The following is an 18,094-nucleotide window of genomic DNA, read 5'->3' on the forward strand; positions in this document are numbered from 1 at the left end:
TCGGGCGCGGAGGTAGCCACGGCGTGACCTTCTCGCTAAGGTCGCGTTGTCGACAACTAGACAATCAGCATACTGCGCTGTCCCGTGCGCGACCCCAAGGAGACGACCGTGGACGACCTCGCACGCCGGTTGGGTCTGAAGACCAACCCTCAGATCTTCTTCACCTCAGCCGGGTTGATGGTTCTCATCCTGGCCCTGCTGCTCATCTTCCCCGCCAGTATCGGGGACGGCTTCGCCGCAGCCCGCACGTGGGTGACGACCAACCTCGGCTGGTTCTTCATCTTCGGCGTCACCGTGTGGCTCATCTTCCTCATCTGGATCGCCAGCAGCAAGTACGGCGACCTCCGGCTGGGCAAGGGGGACGAGGTCCCGGCCTACACCAAGGTCTCCTGGTTCACCATGCTCTTCGCCGGCGGTATCGGCACCATCCTCATGTTCTGGGGCGTCGCGGAGCCGATCTCGCACTTCAGCACGCCGCCCTTCCCGGGGGTGGAGCCCTACAGCGCGCAGGCCGCGGAGGACGCGATGAACGTCGCGCTCTACCACCTCGGGCTGCACACCTGGGCGATCTTCACGCTGCCCGGGCTGGCCTTCGGCTTCTTCATCTACCGCTACGACCTCCCGATGCGCGTGAGCTCGGTCTTCTACCCCTTCCTCAAGGAGCGCATCCACGGCCCGATCGGCAAGACCATCGACGTCTTCGCCGTCCTCGGCACGCTCTTCGGCCTCGCCGTCAGCCTGGGCCTGGGCACCTCGCAGATCAGCGCCGGCCTGTCCGAGCTGACGGGGGTCGGTGACAGCGTCCTCGTCCGGGTCCTCGTCATCACGGTGCTCACCGCGGTGGCGACCGTGTCGGTGGCCGTCGGCCTCGACAAGGGGATCAAGCGGCTGTCCAACCTCAACATCGGCATGGCCGTCGGCATGATGCTCTTCGTCCTCTTCACCGGTGGCGCGACCGTCTTCCTGCTCCGCTCGCTCATCGAGAGCGCCGGCAACTACCTGGCGGCCCTGCCCTCGCTGGCCTTCTGGAACGACGCGCTGGCCAACGCCACCCAGGCCGACGGCTGGGGCTGGCAGGCCGGGTGGACCGTCTTCTACTGGGCCTGGACGGTCACCTGGGCACCCTTCATGGGCGTCTTCCTGGCCCGCATCTCCCGCGGCCGCACGGTCCGTGAGTTCGTCGCCGGCGTGCTCGTCGCGCCCTCGCTGTTCACGCTCGTCTGGTTCGTCATCTTCGGCTGGTCGGCCATGGACATCGACGGGATCGGTGGGGACGGCGGCCCGATCTCGGCCGCGGTCGCCGAGAGCGTGCCGCTGGCGATGTTCACCTTCTTCGAGAACTTCCCGCTGACTACCCTCCTGCAGGGCCTGGTGGTCGTCATCGTCGCGCTGTTCTTCGCCACCTCGGCCGACTCCGCGGCCCTGGTCATCGACATGCTGTGCAGCGGTGACAACGACGAGGGGCCGGTCGGGCAGCGGGTGTTCTGGGCGGTCTGCCTCGGCGCCCTGGCCGCGCTGCTCATCGTCCTGGGCGGGGACGAGGCGATCCCGGCGCTCCAGGAGGTCATCACCGTCGTCGGGCTGCCGATCTTCATCCTCGTCTTCGCGATGATCCCGGCCCTCTTCGCCGGGCTGCGGGCCGAGAAGAAGCGGGTGGAACGCGGCGACCCGACGGTCACCCCGCAGGAGCAGATCGCGATCGTCGAGGAGGAGGACGAGCGGCAGCGTCAGGAGGCGGCGCGGCAGCGCGAGGAGGCCGAGAACGGCGTCCCCGCGGCGCAGCAGGACGACGCCGAGGCCCAGAGCAAGCAGCCCACGACCGGGTCCTGACCACGACCGGGTCCTGACCCACGACCGGAGCCCGTGACCACCCTGAGGTGGTCACGGGCTCCGGTCGTGCCGACCCGACCTGTCGGTGCACGACTGCAGCGGACATGTCGCCCGCCAGGGCGACTCCACGACATACCCGGTGCAGTCGCGTCCTTCGAGTCGTTCCGGGCCGGGGGACGCAGGGCGTCAGAGGGCCGAGGCGAGCGCCTTCTGCCAGAGGTCACCGGCCTCGTCCACCTGCTCCTCGGTGACGACCAGGGCGGGGATGAAGCGCACCACCTGCCCCCAGGCGCCGCAGGTCAGCAGCAGCAGGCCGTGCTCGGCCGCGGCCTGCTGGGCCCGGGTCGCCGTGGCGCCGTCGGGCTCGCCGTCCGCGGTGCGGAACTCGGAGCCGAGCATGAGGCCCAGGCCGCGCACGTCGGTGATCGCGGCATAGCCGTCGGCCGCGGAGCGCAGGCGCCCCCGCAGCTGCTCACCTCGCGCCGCGGCGTTGCCGACGAGGTCCTCGCGCTTCATCACGTCCAGGGTCGCCAGCGCCGCGGCGCAGGCCACCGCGTTGGCGCCGTAGGTGCCGCCCTGGGAGCCGGGCCAGGCCCGACCCATGAGCTCCTGGGACGCGGCGATCCCGGACAGCGGGAAGCCGGAGGCGATGCCCTTGGCGGTGATGAGCACGTCGGGGGAGACGCCGAAGTGGTCGTGCCCCCAGAAGCGGCCGGTGCGGCCCCACCCGGTCTGCACCTCGTCGACGACGAGCAGGATGCCGTGCCGGTCGGCCCGCTCGCGCAGCCCGGCGAGGAACTCTGCCGAGGCGGGGACGTAGCCGCCCTCGCCCAGGACCGGCTCGACGAGGAAGGCCGCGGTGTCCTGGGGTGCGGTCACCGTCTGCAGCAGGTGGTCCAGCTCGCGCAGCGCGAAGTCGGTGGCCTGCTCCTGGCTCCAGCCGTAGTGCGTCGGGTTCGGGAACGGGGAGACCGCGACGCCCGGCATCAGCGGGGCGAAGCCGGAGCGGAACTTGGTGCCCGAGGTCGTCAGCGACGCGGCCGCCACGGTGCGCCCGTGGAACCCCCCGTGGAAGGCGACGATGTTGGGCCGGCCGGTCGCCTGCCGGGCGAGGCGCAGGGCGGCCTCGACCGCCTCGGAGCCGCTGTTGGCGAAGAACATCGAGTCCAGGCCCTCGGGGAGCACCTCGGACATGCGCTCGACCAGGTCGAGCAGCGGACGGTGCATGACCGTGGTGTACTGCGCGTGGATGATCTTGGCGACCTGCTCCTGCGCGGCCGCCACCACGTCGGGGTGGGCGTGACCGGTGCTGGTCACGCCGATGCCGGCGGTGAAGTCCAGGTACCGGCGGTCCTGCTCGTCGAAGATCACGGCCCCCTCGCCGCGGTCGGCGATGACGGGAGTGGCTTGCTTGAGCATCGGGCTGAGGTGCGCCACGGTCGACTCCTGCGATTGATAGATTGTTGACAATCCGAACGTACCGCATCACCAGGAGGCCGTCGTGAGCGCCGCAGGATCACCCGACCAGACGTCGCAGGACAGGCAGGACCACGACCCCGCCCTCGACCGCGTCCCGACCGACCTCTTCATCGGGGGCCGGTGGGAACCGGCCACGTCGGGGGAACGCTTCGACGTGCTCGACCCCGCGACCGGCCACACCCTCGCGAGCGTCGCCGACGCCGGAGCCGAGGACGGTATGCGCGCGCTCGAGGCCGCCGCGCAGGCGCAGTCCGAGCTCGCCGCGAGCTCGCCCCGGCAGCGGGCGGACTGGCTGAACGCGGCCTACCAGGCGGTGATGGACCGCGCCGACGAGCTGGCCCTGGTCATGACCCTGGAGATGGGCAAGCCGCTGGCCGAGGCCAAGGGCGAGGTGACCTACGCCGCGGAGTTCCTGCGCCACTTCGCCGGGGAGGCGTTGCGCATCGAGGGGGGCTACCAGAGGTCCCCCGCGGGTGACGGACGCTTCCTGCTGCTCCGTCAGCCGGTCGGGCCCTCGCTGCTCATCACCCCGTGGAACTTCCCCATGGCGATGGGCACCCGCAAGATCGGGCCGGCCATCGCCGCCGGCTGCACCAGCGTCATCAAGCCGGCCCACCAGACGCCGCTGTCGATGCTGGCCCTGGTCGACATCCTCGCCGAGGTGGGGGTGCCCTCCGGTGCCGTCAACGTGGTCACCACCACCCGTGCCGGCGAGGTCATGGAGCCGATGATCCGCTCCGGGCTCGCCCGCAAGCTGTCCTTCACCGGCTCGACCAAGGTCGGCAAGGTCCTGCTCGAGCAGGCGGCCGAGCGGGTCCTGCGCACCTCGATGGAGCTGGGGGGCAACGCTCCCTTCATCGTCTTCGAGGACGCCGACCTCGACGACGCCGTCGCCGGGGCGATGGCCGCCAAGATGCGCAACATGGGTGAGGCGTGCACGGCCGCCAACCGGATCTACGTGCAGGAGTCGGTGGTGCAGGCCTTCGGGGAGCGGCTCGCGGAGGAGATGTCGCGGCGCACGATGGGCCCGGGCACCCAGGAGGGCGTCACCGTCGGCCCGCTCATCGACCAGGCCGCCCTGGACAAGGTGCGCGAGCTCGTGCAGGACGCGGTCGACCGCGGTGCCCAGGTGCTCACCGGTGGCGAGGCCCCGGACGGCGACGGCTGGTTCTACCCGCCCACGGTGCTGACCGACGTCTCCCCGCAGGCCCGGATGGGCAGCGAGGAGATCTTCGGTCCGGTCGCCCCGCTCACCCCGTTCACGACCGAGGAGGAGGTCGTGGGGCTGGCCAACGACACGCCGTTCGGGCTGGTGTCCTACGTCTACACGCGGGACCTGGACCGGGCGCTGCGGATGGCCGAGGCGCTGGAGGCCGGCATGGTCGGTCTCAACCAGGGCGTGGTGTCCAACCCCGCCGCGCCCTTCGGGGGCATCAAGGAGTCCGGGCTGGGCCGCGAGGGCGGCGCCGTGGGGATCGAGGAGTTCCTCGAGCTGAAGTACGTCGGGATCGCCGGGCCGCGGTCCGCTCAGGAGGGCTGAGCCCCGGCCACCTCGGGGCCGAGGCTGCCCCGGGGTGAGCCGGTGAGCCGGTGCATGGCGTCCCGCATGTGCCGGACGAGGAGGGCGTCGGTGCGGCGCGCCCCGCCCCGGGCGAAGGACCGGGCGATCTCCCGGTGCTCACCGACGCGCTCCTCGTCGACCGCGTAGGTCGGCTCCAGCAGGTGGATGCACATCCGCGTCTCGGTGAGCAGAGTGGCGTGGAAGCGGGACAGCTGCGGGCTCCGTGCCCGGTCGACCAGCACCTGGTGGAAGCGGATGTCGACCGTGCTCACCTGGCGCACGTCACCGGTGGCCGCGGCGGCGGCCATGTCGTCCACGACGGCGAGCAGGGCCTGGCTCGCCTGATGCGGGTCGGTCTCGTGGATCCGGTCGCCCGCGGCCCGCTCGACCGCGGCGCGGGCGAGGTAGAGGTCGCGGACCCGGTCGTCGGTCATCTCGACGACGAACAGGCCGCGGTTGCGGTGGGCCACCAGCAGGCCCTCCTGGGAGAGCCGTTGCAGCCCCTCGCGCAGGGGGCCGCGGCTCACGCCGAGGCGCGCGGCGTACTCCACCTCACCGAGCTGGCTGCCGGGGGCGATCTCGCCGCTGGCGATGGCCTCGCGGACCCGCGCCGCGACGATGCTCGGCGTCGACTCCCGCGGCACCGGGCGCAGTGCCGGGGCGCCGAGGTCGGTCCGGGGGTCGCTCACCTCGCTGCCCCGTCCTGCGGTCCGGGGCGACGGGGCTCGGCGAACAGCCGTCCCAGCCCCGGCACCGCCGGCACCTCGCCCAGCAGCGCCAGACCGTCGTGCAGGCTCACCTGGTTGGCGGTGAGCACGACGGTCCCGAGGTGGGCCTCCAGGGCCTCCAGCCACGGCAGGGTGTGCAGGGCGGTGTCCGGGACCAGCACGGCCTGCGCCCCCGTGCGGTCGACGCCGTCGGCGAGGGCGAGCACCTGCTCGCGGCCCAGGGTGCCGACCTCGGCGGCGGTGAGGATGTCGTGGCTGCCCAGGGAGGTCACCTCGACGCCGGCGCGGGCCAGGAAGGTCACGAAGGCCGAGGCGACGTCGTGCGGGTAGGACGCCGCGACCGCGACCCGCGTCAGGCCCAACCGGTGCGCGGCCCGGACGAAGGCGAGCGACGTCGAGGTCGTCGGCAGCCCGGTGCGGGCGGCGAGCCCGGCCACCTGGTCGTGCGCCCCCTCCCAGCCGAAGACGAAGCTGCCCGACGTGCACGCCCACACCAGCGCGTCGCAGGGGGTGTGGCGCGTCAGCCGGTCGGCGCCCTCGGCCAGCCGTGCCGCGCCGCCCAGGTCGAGCAGCGCGTCGACGCGGTGCGCGTCCTCCCCGACGCTGGTGTGCGCGACCGGCAGGCGGACGACACACCCGGCCCCTCGCAGGACCCCTTCCACCCAGGGGTAGTCGTCCTCCGCGCTGTGCCCGGGGTAGAGGATCCCGATCGTGCTCACGCTCACCCCTGTCGACGGCGGCCGTCGTCCTCGGCCGGCTGGTGCGTAGATTGTAGACAATCATCGTCAGGAGGACAGATGGAGTATGACGTCGCCCGGCTCGCCCGGACCCTCGAGGCCCAGGTGCGGGGGTCGGTCGGGGCGGACGCGCTCTCGCGGGCGCTCTACGCCACCGACGCGTCGAACTACCGCGTGGTGCCCGACGTCGTCGTCGTGCCGCGGGACGAGCAGGACCTCCTCACGGCCCTGACGCTGGCCCGGGAGGCGGGGGCGCCGGTCGCCCTGCGCGGGGGCGGCACCTCGATGGCCGGCAACGCGCTCGGCGGCGTGGTCGTCGACGTCTCGCGCCACCTGAACCGCGTGCTCGACATCGACCCGGGAGCCCGGACGGCGACCGTCCAGCCCGGGGTCGTGCTCGGCCACCTCGTCGCGGCGACGAAGCGGCACGGCCTGACCTTCGGCGCCGACCCGTCGTCGGCGAGCCGGTGCACCCTCGGCGGGATGATCGCCAACAACGCCTGCGGCGCCCACTCGGTCGCGTGGGGCACCACGGCCGACAACGTGCGCAGCCTGCGGGTGCTCACCGCGGCGGGGGAGCAGGCCCGCGTGGACTCCCTCGGCCCGGGCGGGTCCGGGCCGAGGGAGTCCACCCCGCCCGACCCGGCCCTGGCCGGTGTGCACGCCGAGCTCGGCCGCATCGGGCAGGAGAACGCGACGCTCATCGGCCGCCGCTTCGGGACCTTCTCCCGGCAGATCTCGGGGTATGCCCTCCAGCACCTGCACCCCGACCACGGCGTCGACCTGGCGCGGCTCCTGTGCGGCAGCGAGGGCACCCTGGCCACCACGCTGGAGGCGACCGTCGCGCTCGCCGAGCCGCCGCCGGCGGTGGTCCTGCTCACGCTGGGCTTCCCGGACGCGGTGTCGGCCGCGCGCAGCGTTCCCACCGTGCTGCCGCACGGTCCGCTGACGATGGAGTCGATCAACGCCACGCTCGTCGAGCGGCTGCCGGACGACACCCGCCGCGCCGCCCAGCGCGCCGGCCTGCCGGAGGGGCGCATGTGGCTGCTCGTCGAGATCGGCGGCGCGGACGAGACCGAGGCGCGCTCCCGGGCGGGGGACGTGGCGGAGGCGGTGCGCGACGGCATACCCGGCAGCACGGCGGCCGTCGTCACCGACCCCGGCGCGCAGGCGGTGCTGTGGCGCTGCCGGCGCGACGGCACCGGGCTGGCGACGCGGCGCGCCGACGGCGCCGAGGCGTGGGCGGGCTGGGAGGACGCCGCCGTCCCGCCGCAGCGGCTGGGCGACTACCTCACCTCGCTGGACGAGCTCATGGCGCGCTACGGCTACTCGGGGGCGTCCTACGGACACTTCGGCGAGGGCTGCATGCACCTGCGCATCGACTTCGACCTGGTCACGGATGCCGGGGTGCGGGACTACCGCGGCTTCGTCGAGCAGGCGACCGACCTGGTCGTCTCCCTGGGCGGGTCGGTCTCGGGCGAGCACGGCGACGGGCGGGCGCGCGGCGGCCTGCTGGAGCGGATGTACGGCGCGGATGCGACCGCGCTGTTCGCGCAGGTCAAGCGGGTCTGGGACCCGCAGGGCCGGCTCAACCCCGGCGTCATCGTGGACCCGCCCCCGGTCGACGCGTCGCTGCGCCAGCACGGCCACGCCCAGGGCTTCCCGCAGCGCACCACCCTGGCCTTCACGGCCGACGGCGGGAGCTTCGCCCAGGCGCAGCGACGGTGCGTCGGGGTGGGCAAGTGCGTGCAGACCTCCGGTGGGGTGATGTGCCCGAGCTACCAGGTGACCCGGGAGGAGAAGGACTCCACCCGGGGCCGGGCGCGCGTGCTCTTCGAGATGATGGAGGGCGACGTCATCACCGACGGGTGGCGGGCCCAGGAGGTCCACGACGCACTCGACCTGTGCCTGTCCTGCAAGGGGTGCGTGGGCGACTGCCCGGTCAACGTCGACATGGCGACCTACAAGGCCGAGTTCACCCACCAGTTCTACCGTGGGCGGCCCTGGGCGCGGCCGCGCTCGCACTGGTCGATGGGGTGGCTGCCGGCGCTCGCCCGTGGTGCGGCGCTCGCCCCCCGGGCGACGAACGCGCTGACCGGCTCGCGCCTGGCCGGTCTGGTGCGGCGCGCCGGGGGCGTCGCCGCCGACCGGGAGCTGCCGACCTTCGCCGCCCGGAGCTTCACGTCCTGGTTCGCCAGGGAGCACACGCCGGCGCGGGGGGAGGGACGGACCCCGGTCCTGCTCTGGCCGGACACCTTCACCACCTACCTCGCGCCCGAGGTGGGCCGGGCGGCGGTGGCCGTGCTCGAGGACGCCGGGATGGAGGTGCACCTGCCGCGCGGGCCGGTGTGCTGCGGCCTCACCTGGGTCTCGACCGGCCAGCTCGGGGTGGCCCAGCGGGTCCTGCGGAGGTCCCTGGCGACTATCGGCCCGGCCCTGCGGGCAGGGGCGGTGGTCGTCGTGCTCGAGCCCAGCTGCACCGCGCTCTTCCGGCACGAGGCGGTGGACCTGCTGCCCGACGACGAGCTGGCGAGGCTCGCGAGGGGCCAGGTGCGCACGCTGGCCGAGACCCTCGCCGAGGTGGCCCCCGGGTGGGAGCCGCCGCAGGTCGGCGGGGAGGCCCTCGTCCAGGTCCACTGCCACCAGCACGCGGTCCTGGGCTTCGACGCCGACCGGGCGCTCATGGAGCGGGCCGGGGTCCGGGCGCGGGTGCCCGACTCGGGGTGCTGCGGGCTCGCCGGCAACTTCGGCTTCGAGGACGGGCACGCGGACCTCTCGCGGCAGATCGGGGAGCGGGTGCTGGCCCCCGAGGTCCGTGCGGCGGACGCCTCCACCGAGGTCCTCGCCGACGGCTTCTCCTGCCGCACCCAGATCGCCGACCTCACCCCCCGCCGCGGCCGCCACCTGGCCGAGCTGCTGGCCGACGGCATACCCCCCGCTGCGGACGCTCGGTAGAAGCCGTACCGGACGCGCCGTGCCCACGGCGCGTCCGGTACGTCACCCACGAGGGTCGGGTGCGAGGAGGTGGAGGATCGTGCGGGCGTAGCCGCGGGCGGCGACCACGAGCTCAGCGACCGCGACCGACTCGTCGGGCCGGTGGGCCTGCTCGTGCACCGAGCCGGGGCCCTGGACCACCACCGGGATGCCCCACTCGCGCGCCACGAAGCCGCCGTCGCAGGCGGCCGTCCACCCCTGCAGCGGCACCGGGCCGCGCCCGGCCCCGTCCATCGCCGCGTCGACCACCCGCACGACCTCCTCGGACGGCGCCGTCTCGAAGCCGGGCATGTCCATCGGTGAGCTCACCGACCAGCTCAGCCCGCGCGACTCCAGGTCGAGGGCGCCGAGCCTCTCCCTGACCGTCTCGACCACCGTCTCCATCGGCTCCCCGGGCAGCAGCCGGCGGTCCACCTCGACGCGGCACAGGTCGGGCACCGCCGAGCCCGACGTGCCGCCCTGGATGACGCCGACGTTGACGGTGGCCGGGCCGACCAGGGCGTGCGCGGTCGCCGCCAGCTCCTCTTGCCACCGGTCCAGGTCCGCGACGACCAGCGCCGCGCCGCTGATCGCGTTGCGCCCGTCCGCGGGCCGCCCCGCGTGGGCGGCGACCCCGCGCACCTCGATGTGCAGGTATGACGCACCTCGCGCGGCCACGACCGTCGCCAGGTCGGTGGGTTCGGCCACGACGCACCCCAGCAGCGGCGGGGCCGGCTGCTGCACGTAGCGGCGGATGCCGATGCCGTTCTGCTCCTCGTCGCACAGCGCGTCCAGCCGGACCGGGCCGCTGAGCCGGACCCCGCTCTCGCGGACGGCCGCCATCGCGACCAGGACCGCCGCGAGCCCGCCCTTCATGTCGGCGCTGCCGCGGCCGACGATCCGGCCCTCGGCGAGGGTCCCGGCATACGGGTCGACGCCCCACTCCTCCAGGGGGCCGGGCGGGACGACGTCCGTGTGCCCCAGGAAGAGCAGGCCGGGTCCGTCGCCGCCGTCGAGGCGCACGCCGACGTTGGGCCGGCCCGGCTCGACCTCCTCCAGCACGGCCTGCAGCCCCAGACCTCCGGCGAGGCGGGTCAGCTCCTCCGCCGTCGCGGCCTCCTCACCCGGAGGGTTGGCGCCGGGGGCCCGCACGAGCTCCTGCGCCAGGGTCACCAGACGGTCGGGGGTGATCCGGGCGAGCACCTCCTGCTCGGTGCCGGCGGGCGGAGCGCCCGTCATCGGCCGGTGGCGAGGTCCACCGCGCGCGCCAGCCGCGCCACGCCCTCGTGGATGCGGTCCGTCGGGGTCGAGGCGAAGCACAGCCTCAGGTCGTGCGGGAAGCGGCGGGCGGGCGAGAAGGCGTTGCCCGGGATGTAGGCGACCCCCTCCGCCAGGGCGGTCTCGAAGAGCGCCTCGGTGTCCACCTCCTCGTCGAAGGACACCCAGAGGAAGAAGCCTCCCTCGGGGTCGGTCCACGTCGCCCGGCCGGAGAAGTGCTCGGTGAGCGCCTGCTGCATGGCGTCCTTGCGCCGGCGGTACTCCTCCCGCTGCACGGCCAGGTGCTCCTCCAGCCGACCCGAGCGCAGGAAGGCAGCGACGAGCCGCTGCGCGGGCAGGTTGGTGCACGTGTCCATGGACTGCTTGGCGTGGATGAGCAGCTGGGCCAGCGAGGGGTCGGCGTCCACCCAGCCCACCCGCAGCCCGGGGGCGACGATCTTGGAGAAGGTCCTCACCGAGAAGACCAGCGGGTCGCCGTCGGCGAGCTCGTGCAGGCTCGGCACCGGGTCCCCCGCGAAGCGCAGCATGCCGTAGGGGTCGTCGTCGAGGACGACGCTGCCCCAGGAGCGCGCCAGCTCCAGCAGCTCGTGGCGGCGGTCCAGCGACATCGAGGTGCCGGAGGGGTTCTGGAAGGTCGGCACGGTGTAGATGACCTTGGGCGAGCGGCCCGCCCGGTCGACGGCGGCGCGCAGGGCGTCGATGGACATCCCGTCCTCGTCGACCTCGATCTCGGCGAGCTCGGCCTGGTAGGCCAGGGCGGTCGCGCTGCCGTTGGTGTACGTGGGCGACTCCACGGTGACGAGGTCGCCCGGGTCGATGAAGAGCTTGGCGGCCAGGTCGAGCCCCTGCATGCCGCCGGCGGTGATGGTGAGGCGTTCGTCCGTGGTGGCGTCGGTCGTCCCCTCCAGCATCTGCAGCAGGGCCGCGCGCAGCCCCGGGTCGCCCTCGGTGGCCGCGTAGTCGTAGGACGCGGGCGTGCCGAGCTCGGTCCGGGCCGCCTCGGCGAGCGCCTCGGTGGGGATCGCCTCGGCCGCCGGGCTGCCCATGGCGAAGCGGACGATGTCGTGGGTCTGCCGGGCCAGCAGCGAGGTGCTGGAGTCGATGACCGAGCCGACCAGCAGGTCGGTCCGGGAGGCCAGCGGGAGGCGGGTCGTGGCGGCGGAGGTCATGGGTGGGTCACCAGTCCTTGGTCGAGGGGGGCGAGCAGTTCGGGCGGGCCGTCGGTGACGAGCACCGACTCGGAGGTCTCATAACCCCAGCTGTCCATCCACATCCCGAGGATGACGTGGAAGCACATGCCGGGGGTCAGCACGGTGTGGTCCTCGGCGCGCAGGCTGACCGTGCGCTCGCCCCAGTCGGGCGGGTAGCCGATCCCGATGGAGTAGCCGATGCGCGACTCCTTGGACAGGCCGTACCGGGAGATGGTGCGGGTGAAGGCGGCGTGCACGTCGGCCGTGGTGCTGCCGGGCCGCATCGCGGCGAGCGCCTGCTCCAGCCCGAGGCCGGTGGCCTCGGCGGTCTGCGCCAGCCGGGCCGGGGGAGGCCCCAGGCTCACCGTGCGCGCCAGCGGCACGTGGTAGCGGCGGTGCACGCCGGCCAGCTCCACCGTCGTGGCCTCGCCGTGGCGCAGCGGTTCCTCCACCCAGGTCAGGTGCGGGGTGCCGGCGGTCTCACCGCTGGGCAGCATCGGCACGATGGCGGGGTAGTCGCCGCCGAGCGCCTCGGTGCCGTGGGCCTGCGCCTGCTGGATCTGGGCGACCACGTCGCACTGGCGGGCCCCCGCCCGCAGGCTGTCGATGGCGACGGTCATCGCCCGCACGGTCACCTCCCCGGCCGCCCGCATGAGCGCGATCTCGGTCTCCGACTTGACCACCCGGAGCCAGTTGACCAGCTCCAGGCTGTCGACCAGCTGCGCCTGCGGCAGGCACGCACCGAGGGCGAGGTAGGCGCGCGGGCTGAAGTAGTGGGCGTCCAGCTCGAGGGCGAGGACCGCCGGTCCGGTGGGCAGCGCGCCGACCTCGCGTCCACGCCGGGCGATCCACTCCCAGGGGTGGATGTCGTGCCGGTGGACGTAGTGCTCGGGGTAGCCGTGGATCTGCTCGGGCGGCAGGGTGGCGGTGTGGTGCCCGCCCTTGGCGTCCATCGCGCGGAGCACCAGGTGCGCCTCGCCCCGCGCCGGGACCAGCAGGGCCTGCGGCATGTAGAACGACCAGGCGTTGTAGCCGGTGAGGTAGTAGAGGTTGGCCGGGTCGGTCACGACCAGCGCGTCCTGGCCACGGCCGGCCAGCACGTCCTGCACCCGCGCCAGCCGCTCCTCGTGCTCGGCCCGCAGCGTGTGCGGGTGGGCCGTCTGCTCGGCCGTGGTGATCTCGGTCAGCTCGCTCACGGTGCTCCCTGCCAGGTCTCGGTGGTGCTGAGGATGCCGCTGTCCCCGAGGTCGGGGCGCCGGTCGAGCAGCGCCTGCCCGGGGCCCACGGCCGCGCGGCCCAGCACCGCCAGGGCGAGCCACAGGGTGACCTGGTTGGCGCTGAGGACGGGTATGCCGAGCTCGGCTCCGAGGTCGGCGAGCAGGTCGTAGGTCCGCAGGTTGGTGCAGGAGACGAAGACGGCCCCGGCGTCCGGGGACACCGTGCGCCGCACGAGGTCGGCGGTGACCTCCTCGGGGACCGTCCAGATCTCCCCGCTGAGCCCGAGGTGCCCGGCGGAGACCACCTGGATCCCGGCGGCGGTGAGGAAGCGTCCCAGGCTCTCGGTGACGTCCTCGTCGTAGGGGGTCACGACGCTGACCCGGTCGACGCCGAGCGCCCGCAGGGCGCCGACCGCGGCGCCGCTGGTCGTCACGGCCGCGGGGGCACCGGCCTCGAGGACGGTCTCGCGCAGCGCCTGCTCGCCCTGCGTCCCGGCGACGAAGCTGCCCGACGTGCAGGCGTACGCCACGACACCCGGCAGCACGGCCGACAGGTCATGCGTCGCCTGGTTGACCGCCCCGGGCGCCCGGACCGCCCGCGCCTGGGCCATGCTCACCGGCAGCGGCAGGTGGGGCGTGCGGGTCAGGTGGAGGGTGGCGCCCACGGGGCACCACCGCCACAGCTCACGGTCCAGGGCGAAGTCGTAGGGCACGATCACGCCGATCCCGTCCTCGCGGATCTCACGCACCTGCCCCACCCTGCCTGACGATCAGGATTGTTGACAATCCGACACGGCCTTTCTACCGTCACCGTGTGACGGGATCTCGCGCACGAGCCGTGGTGCTGACGGCGCCGGGTCTGGACCCGCCGCCCCAGCTCGCCGACCTGGAGGACGACCTCGAGCTCGAGGTCGTGGACGCCGACGGCCTCGCGCCGGCGCTCGGCGGGGCGAAAGTCCTCTTCCTCTGGGACTTCTTCTCCCCGGCCGTCGCGCAGGCCTGGGACGCCGCCGACGCCCTGGAGTGGATCCACGTCGCGGCGGCCGGTGTCGACAGCCTGCTCTTCCCCGCGCTCGTGCGCTCGCCGGTCACGGTCACCAACGCGCAGGGGGTCTTCGACCGGCCCATCGCCGAGTTCGTCCTGGCCAGCGTGCTCGCGCACGCCAAACGGCTCCACGAGAGCCGGGAGCTGCAGCGGCAGCACCGCTGGCAGCACCGGGAGACCACGCTGCTGGCCGGCCAGCGGGTGATGGTCATCGGCACCGGCGGCATCGGCCGGGCGACCGTCACGCTGCTGCGCGCGGTGGGGTGCGAGGTCCGGGCGGTGGGTCGACGCGCCGTCGCGGACGACCCCGAGCTGGGGGAGGTGGTGGCGAGCAGCTCGCTCACCGAGCACGTCGGCTGGGCCGACCACGTCGTCAACGCCGCACCCCTGACCCCCGCCACGACCGGCCTCCTCGACGCCGCGGTGTTCGCGGCGATGCGACCGGGCGCGCACGTCGTCAACATCGGCCGCGGGGCGAGCGTCGTGCAGGAGGACCTCCTCGCCGCGCTGCGTCAGGGACACCTGGGCGGCGCCTCGCTGGACGTGCTGGAGGAGGAGCCCCCGCCGGCGGGGTCACCGGTCTGGGACACGCCCGGTCTCGTGCTGTCGGCCCACCTGTCCGGCGACGTCGTCGGCTGGCGGGACACTCTCGCCGACCAGTTCGTCGCCAACGCGCGCCGCTTCCTGGCCGGCGAGCCGCTGACCGGGGTCGTCGACAAGGAGCTGGGCTACGTGCCCCGCTCCCGGACCGGGCAGGACACGGTATGACGTCCGCACCCCGGGACGGGTCCGGTCCGCGCCACCCGTCCCGCCCCACGGCCCTCGAGCTCTCGGCCGGCTACGCCGCGGGCACCACCACGCCGGAGCGGGCCACCGAGGCGGCCCTGGCCGCGATCGAGGCCCTCGACCCGCTCGTGCGGGCGATGGTGCTCGTCGACGCCGAGGGGGCGATGCGTGCGGCCCGCGAGTCGACCCGCCGCTGGGAGAGCGGATGTCCCCTCGGTCCGGCGGACGGCATACCGACGACGATCAAGGACATCCTGCTCACCCGCGGCTGGCCGACGCTGCGGGGAAGCCTGCTCATCGACCCCGGGACCGGGTCGGACTGGCCCGAGGACGCACCCGCGGTCGCCCGGCTGCGCGCGGCCGGCTGCGTGCTGCTCGGCAAGAACGCCACGCCCGAGTTCGCCTGGAAGGGCACCACCGACTCGCTGCGGCACGGTGCGACGGGCAACCCGTGGGACCCGGCGCTCACCGCCGGCGGGTCCAGCGGGGGAGCGGCCGCGGCGGTCGGCCTCGGGATGGGCGCCTGGTCGGTCGGCACCGACGGCGGGGGATCGGTGCGGATCCCGGCCGCCTTCACCGGGACCGTCGCGATCAAGCCCACCTACGGCCGCGTGCCGCTGCACCCGGCCAGCCCCTACGGCACCCTCGCCCACGCCGGTCCGATGACCACCTCGGTCGCCGACGCCGCCCTCATGCTCGACCTCATCGGGGTGCCGGACCCCCGCGACTGGTCCGCGCTGCCGGAGCCGCCGCGCTCCTTCCTGGACGGGCTCGAGGACGGGGTCGAGGGGGTGCGGGTGGCGGTGTCCCCGCGGCTCGGGCTGGGGGACGACGTCGTCAACCACCCCGCGGTGGACCGGGCCGTGCGCGAGGCCGCGGAGGTGCTGGCCGCCGCCGGGGCCATGGTCGAGGAGGTGGACCCCGAGCTGGCCGGCACCGGCTGCCTGGAGGCGTTCCACACGCTGTGGTTCACCGGCGCCGACAAGGTCGTCCAGGCCTACGGGGACGGAGCCCTCGAGCAGGTCGACCCCGGCCTCCGGCGGGCGATCCGCACCTACGGACAGGGGGTGAGCGCCGCGGACTACCTCGACGCCACCGCCGTGCGGATGGAGCTGGGGCGTCGGATGGGCCGGTTCCACCAGCAGCACGACGTGCTCCTCACGCCGACCGTGCCGGGTCCCGCCTTCGACCGCAGCCAGCAGGGGCCCGAGGCCCCCGACCAGCTGTGGACGTCGTGGACCCCCTACACCTACCCCTTCAACATGACCCAGCAGCCGGCGTTGTCGGTGCCCGCCGGGCTGACCGACGACGGCCGGCCCGTCGGGGTGCAGCTGGTGACCGCCCGGCACGCCGACGCCCTCGCCCTCCGGGTGGGACGCACGCTGGAGGAGCGCACCCGCTGGCGCGACGTCATACCCCCGTTGCTGGACCGGACCGAGGAGCACCCATGAGCCGCTTCATCACCATCACCCTGGACACCCGCGCCGTCACCTGCCGGGCGCGGCTGCTGGAGGACGAGGCGCCCCGGACCTGCGCGGCGGTCTGGGACGCCCTGCCGCTCAGCGCACCGGTGTTCCACGGCAAGTACGCCCGCAACGAGATCTACACCCTGGTGCCGCGGCTGGGGGACGACCCCGGCAAGGAGAACACCACCATCACCCCCATCCCCGGTGACGTGTGCTGGTTCACCTTCGACGGCGCCGACCTCGGCAACCCCGCCTACGGCTACGAGACCGAGCGTGAGCACCGCGCGGCGGGGGAGGGCGGAATCGTCGACCTCGCCGTGTTCTACGGGCGCAACAACCTGCTCATCAACGGCGACCAGGGCTGGGTGCCCGGCAACGTGTTCGGCGAGATCGTCGAGGGTCTGCCGGAGATGGCGCGCGCCTGCCAGGACGTCTGGATGGGCGGCGCCCGCGGCGAGACCCTGACGCTGGCGCGCGCCGAGGGTTGACCACCGGCACCACGACACCGACCCCGCGCCGGCCGGTCCTCACCCGCCGAGCGCGGCCGCGCGGATCGGGCCCATCTCGATCTTGCGCTGGGTGAGCATCACCTCGGTCGCCCGGCGGGCGACCTCGGGGTCCTCGTGGGTGGTCAGCTCGTCCAGCTCGGTCGGGTAGACCTGCCACGAGATGCCGTAGCGGTCCTTGAGCCAGCCGCACTGGCTCTCCTGCCCGCCACCCTCGAGCAGCGCCGCCCAGTAGTGGTCGGTCTCCTCCTGGGTGTCCGTGCGCAGCACGATGGAGAAGGCCTCGTCGGGGGTGAAGTGCGGCCCGCCGTTGAGGCCGGTGTACCGCACGCCGGCGAGCTCGAACTCGACCGTCATCACCGAGCCGAGCGGCTTGTCCGAGGGCGTGTCCGCGGCGTACCGGCTCACCTCCAGGACGCGTGAGCCCGGCACGACGGAGCAGTAGAACTCGGCCGCCTCCTGCGCCTGGTCGTCGAACCACAGGCAGTGCCCGAGGTGGATCATGGGGGTCTCCCTCCGCTCTCCGCGCACCGGGATGGCGCGCTGGTGGTGGTATGACCGTGGCCGCCCCCGGGACTCATCGCCGCGCCCGGCGGACGGGGTGGCCCCTAGGGTGGGGTTCATGCGCAGGGTATGGGTGTGGGTCGGGGCGATCCTGGTGGTGGGGTTCCTGCTGAGCCTGCCCTCGGTGGCCCTCTGGCGGCCCACCCCGTCCACCCCGCTGCGGGAGGGGCTGTTCGCGGTGGCCGGGTTGACCGTCCTGCTCTCCTCGCTGCTGCTCGGCCTGGGCGCCGTCCTGGCGGCGCTCGCTCTCGCCGTCCGCTGGGACCTGGTCCGGCTGCCGACGGGTGCGCCGGCAGGACGAGCCGCCGGCGTCGGCGCCCTGTTCGTGGCGGCGGCCGTCGTCCTGCAGGTGCTCCAGGGCTACGTCGACCAGCTCGGCCCCCCGGCGCTGGTCGTGGGGAGCGCCGCCGCCGTGCTCCATGGTGTCGGCATCGCGCTGCTGGGGGTATGGCTCCTCGGCCGTCTGGCGCCGCCGTCACCGCGTGCGAGGCGCCGTTGACGCACCTCTGGTTCGTCCGGACGTCCGGTGCGTCCCGATCCTGCGTCCGGTGGTGCGCGACTGCAGCGGTGATGTCGCGCGCCAGGGCGATGTGACGACATACCCGGTGCAGTCGCGCCTCAACTGCTCGGCGCCCTGACGCCGGCGTCACCGCCTGCGACGCCGCCGGTGTCAGACCAGTCACACCCCTGCGGACGGGCGGGTCGCGCCTCGGGGGGATGGCCCCGCAGCGCCT

15 protein-coding genes are annotated in these 18,094 nt (G+C 73.8%); 7 read left to right on the forward strand and 8 right to left on the reverse strand.

The features are described 5' to 3' along the window. Positions 1–84 precede the first annotated feature (84 nt). Positions 85–1,830, forward strand: a complete 1,746-nt coding sequence (locus tag Q0795_RS02405; protein WP_298885992.1) for a BCCT family transporter — start codon at positions 85–87, stop codon at positions 1,828–1,830. 186 nt (positions 1,831–2,016) lie between these two features. Here the strand turns inward: Q0795_RS02405 and Q0795_RS02410 are convergent, their stop codons facing one another. Continuing rightward, positions 2,017–3,267 carry an aminotransferase class III-fold pyridoxal phosphate-dependent enzyme gene (locus Q0795_RS02410; protein ID WP_298885993.1) on the reverse strand — a complete coding sequence of 417 codons (1,251 nt, stop codon included), beginning with the start codon at positions 3,265–3,267 and terminating at the stop codon, positions 2,017–2,019. A gap of 64 nt (positions 3,268–3,331) precedes the next feature. Here Q0795_RS02410 and Q0795_RS02415 point away from each other — a divergent pair, with 64 nt between their 5' ends. Continuing rightward, a complete protein-coding gene (locus Q0795_RS02415) occupies positions 3,332–4,849 on the forward strand; it encodes an NAD-dependent succinate-semialdehyde dehydrogenase (RefSeq protein ID WP_298885995.1) in 1,518 nt (505 codons plus the stop codon). Here Q0795_RS02415 and Q0795_RS02420 read toward each other — a convergent pair. Both Q0795_RS02420 and Q0795_RS02425 read right to left on the reverse strand, forming a co-directional pair. After that, entirely contained in the window at positions 4,837–5,559 is a 723-nt protein-coding gene (locus tag Q0795_RS02420) for a GntR family transcriptional regulator (RefSeq protein WP_298885997.1), read from the reverse strand. The two genes, Q0795_RS02415 and Q0795_RS02420, sit on opposite strands and share 13 nt — an antisense overlap. Further along, a complete protein-coding gene (locus tag Q0795_RS02425) occupies positions 5,556–6,317 on the reverse strand; it encodes a maleate cis-trans isomerase (protein WP_298885999.1) in 762 nt (253 codons plus the stop codon). The genes Q0795_RS02420 and Q0795_RS02425 overlap by 4 nt, the downstream gene beginning before the upstream one ends. A gap of 78 nt (positions 6,318–6,395) precedes the next feature. On the opposite strand from Q0795_RS02425, the gene Q0795_RS02430 reads away from it, so the two are divergent. After that, positions 6,396–9,290 carry an FAD-binding and (Fe-S)-binding domain-containing protein gene (locus Q0795_RS02430; RefSeq protein ID WP_298886001.1) on the forward strand — a complete coding sequence of 965 codons (2,895 nt, stop codon included), beginning with the start codon at positions 6,396–6,398 and terminating at the stop codon, positions 9,288–9,290. 42 nt (positions 9,291–9,332) lie between these two features. Here Q0795_RS02430 and Q0795_RS02435 read toward each other — a convergent pair whose 3' ends face one another. From Q0795_RS02435 to Q0795_RS02450, 4 genes are read right to left on the reverse strand one after another with little or no spacing between them, the layout of a single operon-like run. Next, complete coding sequence (locus Q0795_RS02435; RefSeq protein WP_298886003.1) at positions 9,333–10,547, reverse strand: M20 family metallopeptidase; 1,215 nt, start codon at positions 10,545–10,547, stop codon at positions 9,333–9,335. After that, positions 10,544–11,755, reverse strand: coding sequence for a PLP-dependent aminotransferase family protein (locus tag Q0795_RS02440; protein WP_298886006.1), 1,212 nt, complete (start codon positions 11,753–11,755; stop codon positions 10,544–10,546). Before Q0795_RS02440 ends, Q0795_RS02435 begins: the two co-directional genes overlap by 4 nt. After that, positions 11,752–12,972 (reverse strand): M24 family metallopeptidase, encoded by a 1,221-nt coding sequence (locus Q0795_RS02445; RefSeq protein ID WP_298886009.1) that lies wholly within the window; start codon positions 12,970–12,972, stop codon positions 11,752–11,754. The genes Q0795_RS02440 and Q0795_RS02445 overlap by 4 nt, the downstream gene beginning before the upstream one ends. Beyond that, positions 12,969–13,742: an Asp/Glu racemase gene (locus tag Q0795_RS02450; RefSeq protein ID WP_298886012.1), complete on the reverse strand. Its 774-nt coding sequence runs from the start codon at positions 13,740–13,742 to the stop codon at positions 12,969–12,971. The genes Q0795_RS02445 and Q0795_RS02450 overlap by 4 nt, the downstream gene beginning before the upstream one ends. A 65-nt stretch (positions 13,743–13,807) precedes the next feature. On the opposite strand from Q0795_RS02450, the gene Q0795_RS02455 reads away from it, so the two are divergent. The 3 genes from Q0795_RS02455 to Q0795_RS02465 are packed head-to-tail and all read left to right on the forward strand — an operon-like array spanning position 13,808 to position 16,778. After that, a complete protein-coding gene (locus tag Q0795_RS02455) occupies positions 13,808–14,806 on the forward strand; it encodes a D-2-hydroxyacid dehydrogenase (RefSeq protein WP_298886015.1) in 999 nt (332 codons plus the stop codon). Further along, entirely contained in the window at positions 14,803–16,275 is a 1,473-nt protein-coding gene (locus tag Q0795_RS02460) for an amidase (protein ID WP_298886019.1), read from the forward strand. The genes Q0795_RS02455 and Q0795_RS02460 overlap by 4 nt, the downstream gene beginning before the upstream one ends. Further along, positions 16,272–16,778, forward strand: coding sequence for a DUF3830 family protein (locus Q0795_RS02465; RefSeq protein WP_298886021.1), 507 nt, complete (start codon positions 16,272–16,274; stop codon positions 16,776–16,778). The genes Q0795_RS02460 and Q0795_RS02465 overlap by 4 nt, the downstream gene beginning before the upstream one ends. A 39-nt stretch (positions 16,779–16,817) precedes the next feature. Here Q0795_RS02465 and Q0795_RS02470 read toward each other — a convergent pair whose 3' ends face one another. Next, positions 16,818–17,420 carry a VOC family protein gene (locus Q0795_RS02470; protein WP_298886024.1) on the reverse strand — a complete coding sequence of 201 codons (603 nt, stop codon included), beginning with the start codon at positions 17,418–17,420 and terminating at the stop codon, positions 16,818–16,820. Here Q0795_RS02470 and Q0795_RS02475 point away from each other — a divergent pair. Then, the gene (locus Q0795_RS02475; RefSeq protein WP_298886026.1) at positions 17,419–17,859 is read left to right on the forward strand and encodes a hypothetical protein; all 441 of its coding nucleotides are present in this window, start codon (positions 17,419–17,421) and stop codon (positions 17,857–17,859) included. The genes Q0795_RS02470 and Q0795_RS02475 overlap by 2 nt on opposite strands. Positions 17,860–18,094 lie beyond the last annotated feature (235 nt).

The sequence above is a fragment of the uncultured Serinicoccus sp. genome, assembly GCF_947487915.1.
GTDB lineage: Bacteria > Actinomycetota > Actinomycetes > Actinomycetales > Dermatophilaceae > Ornithinicoccus.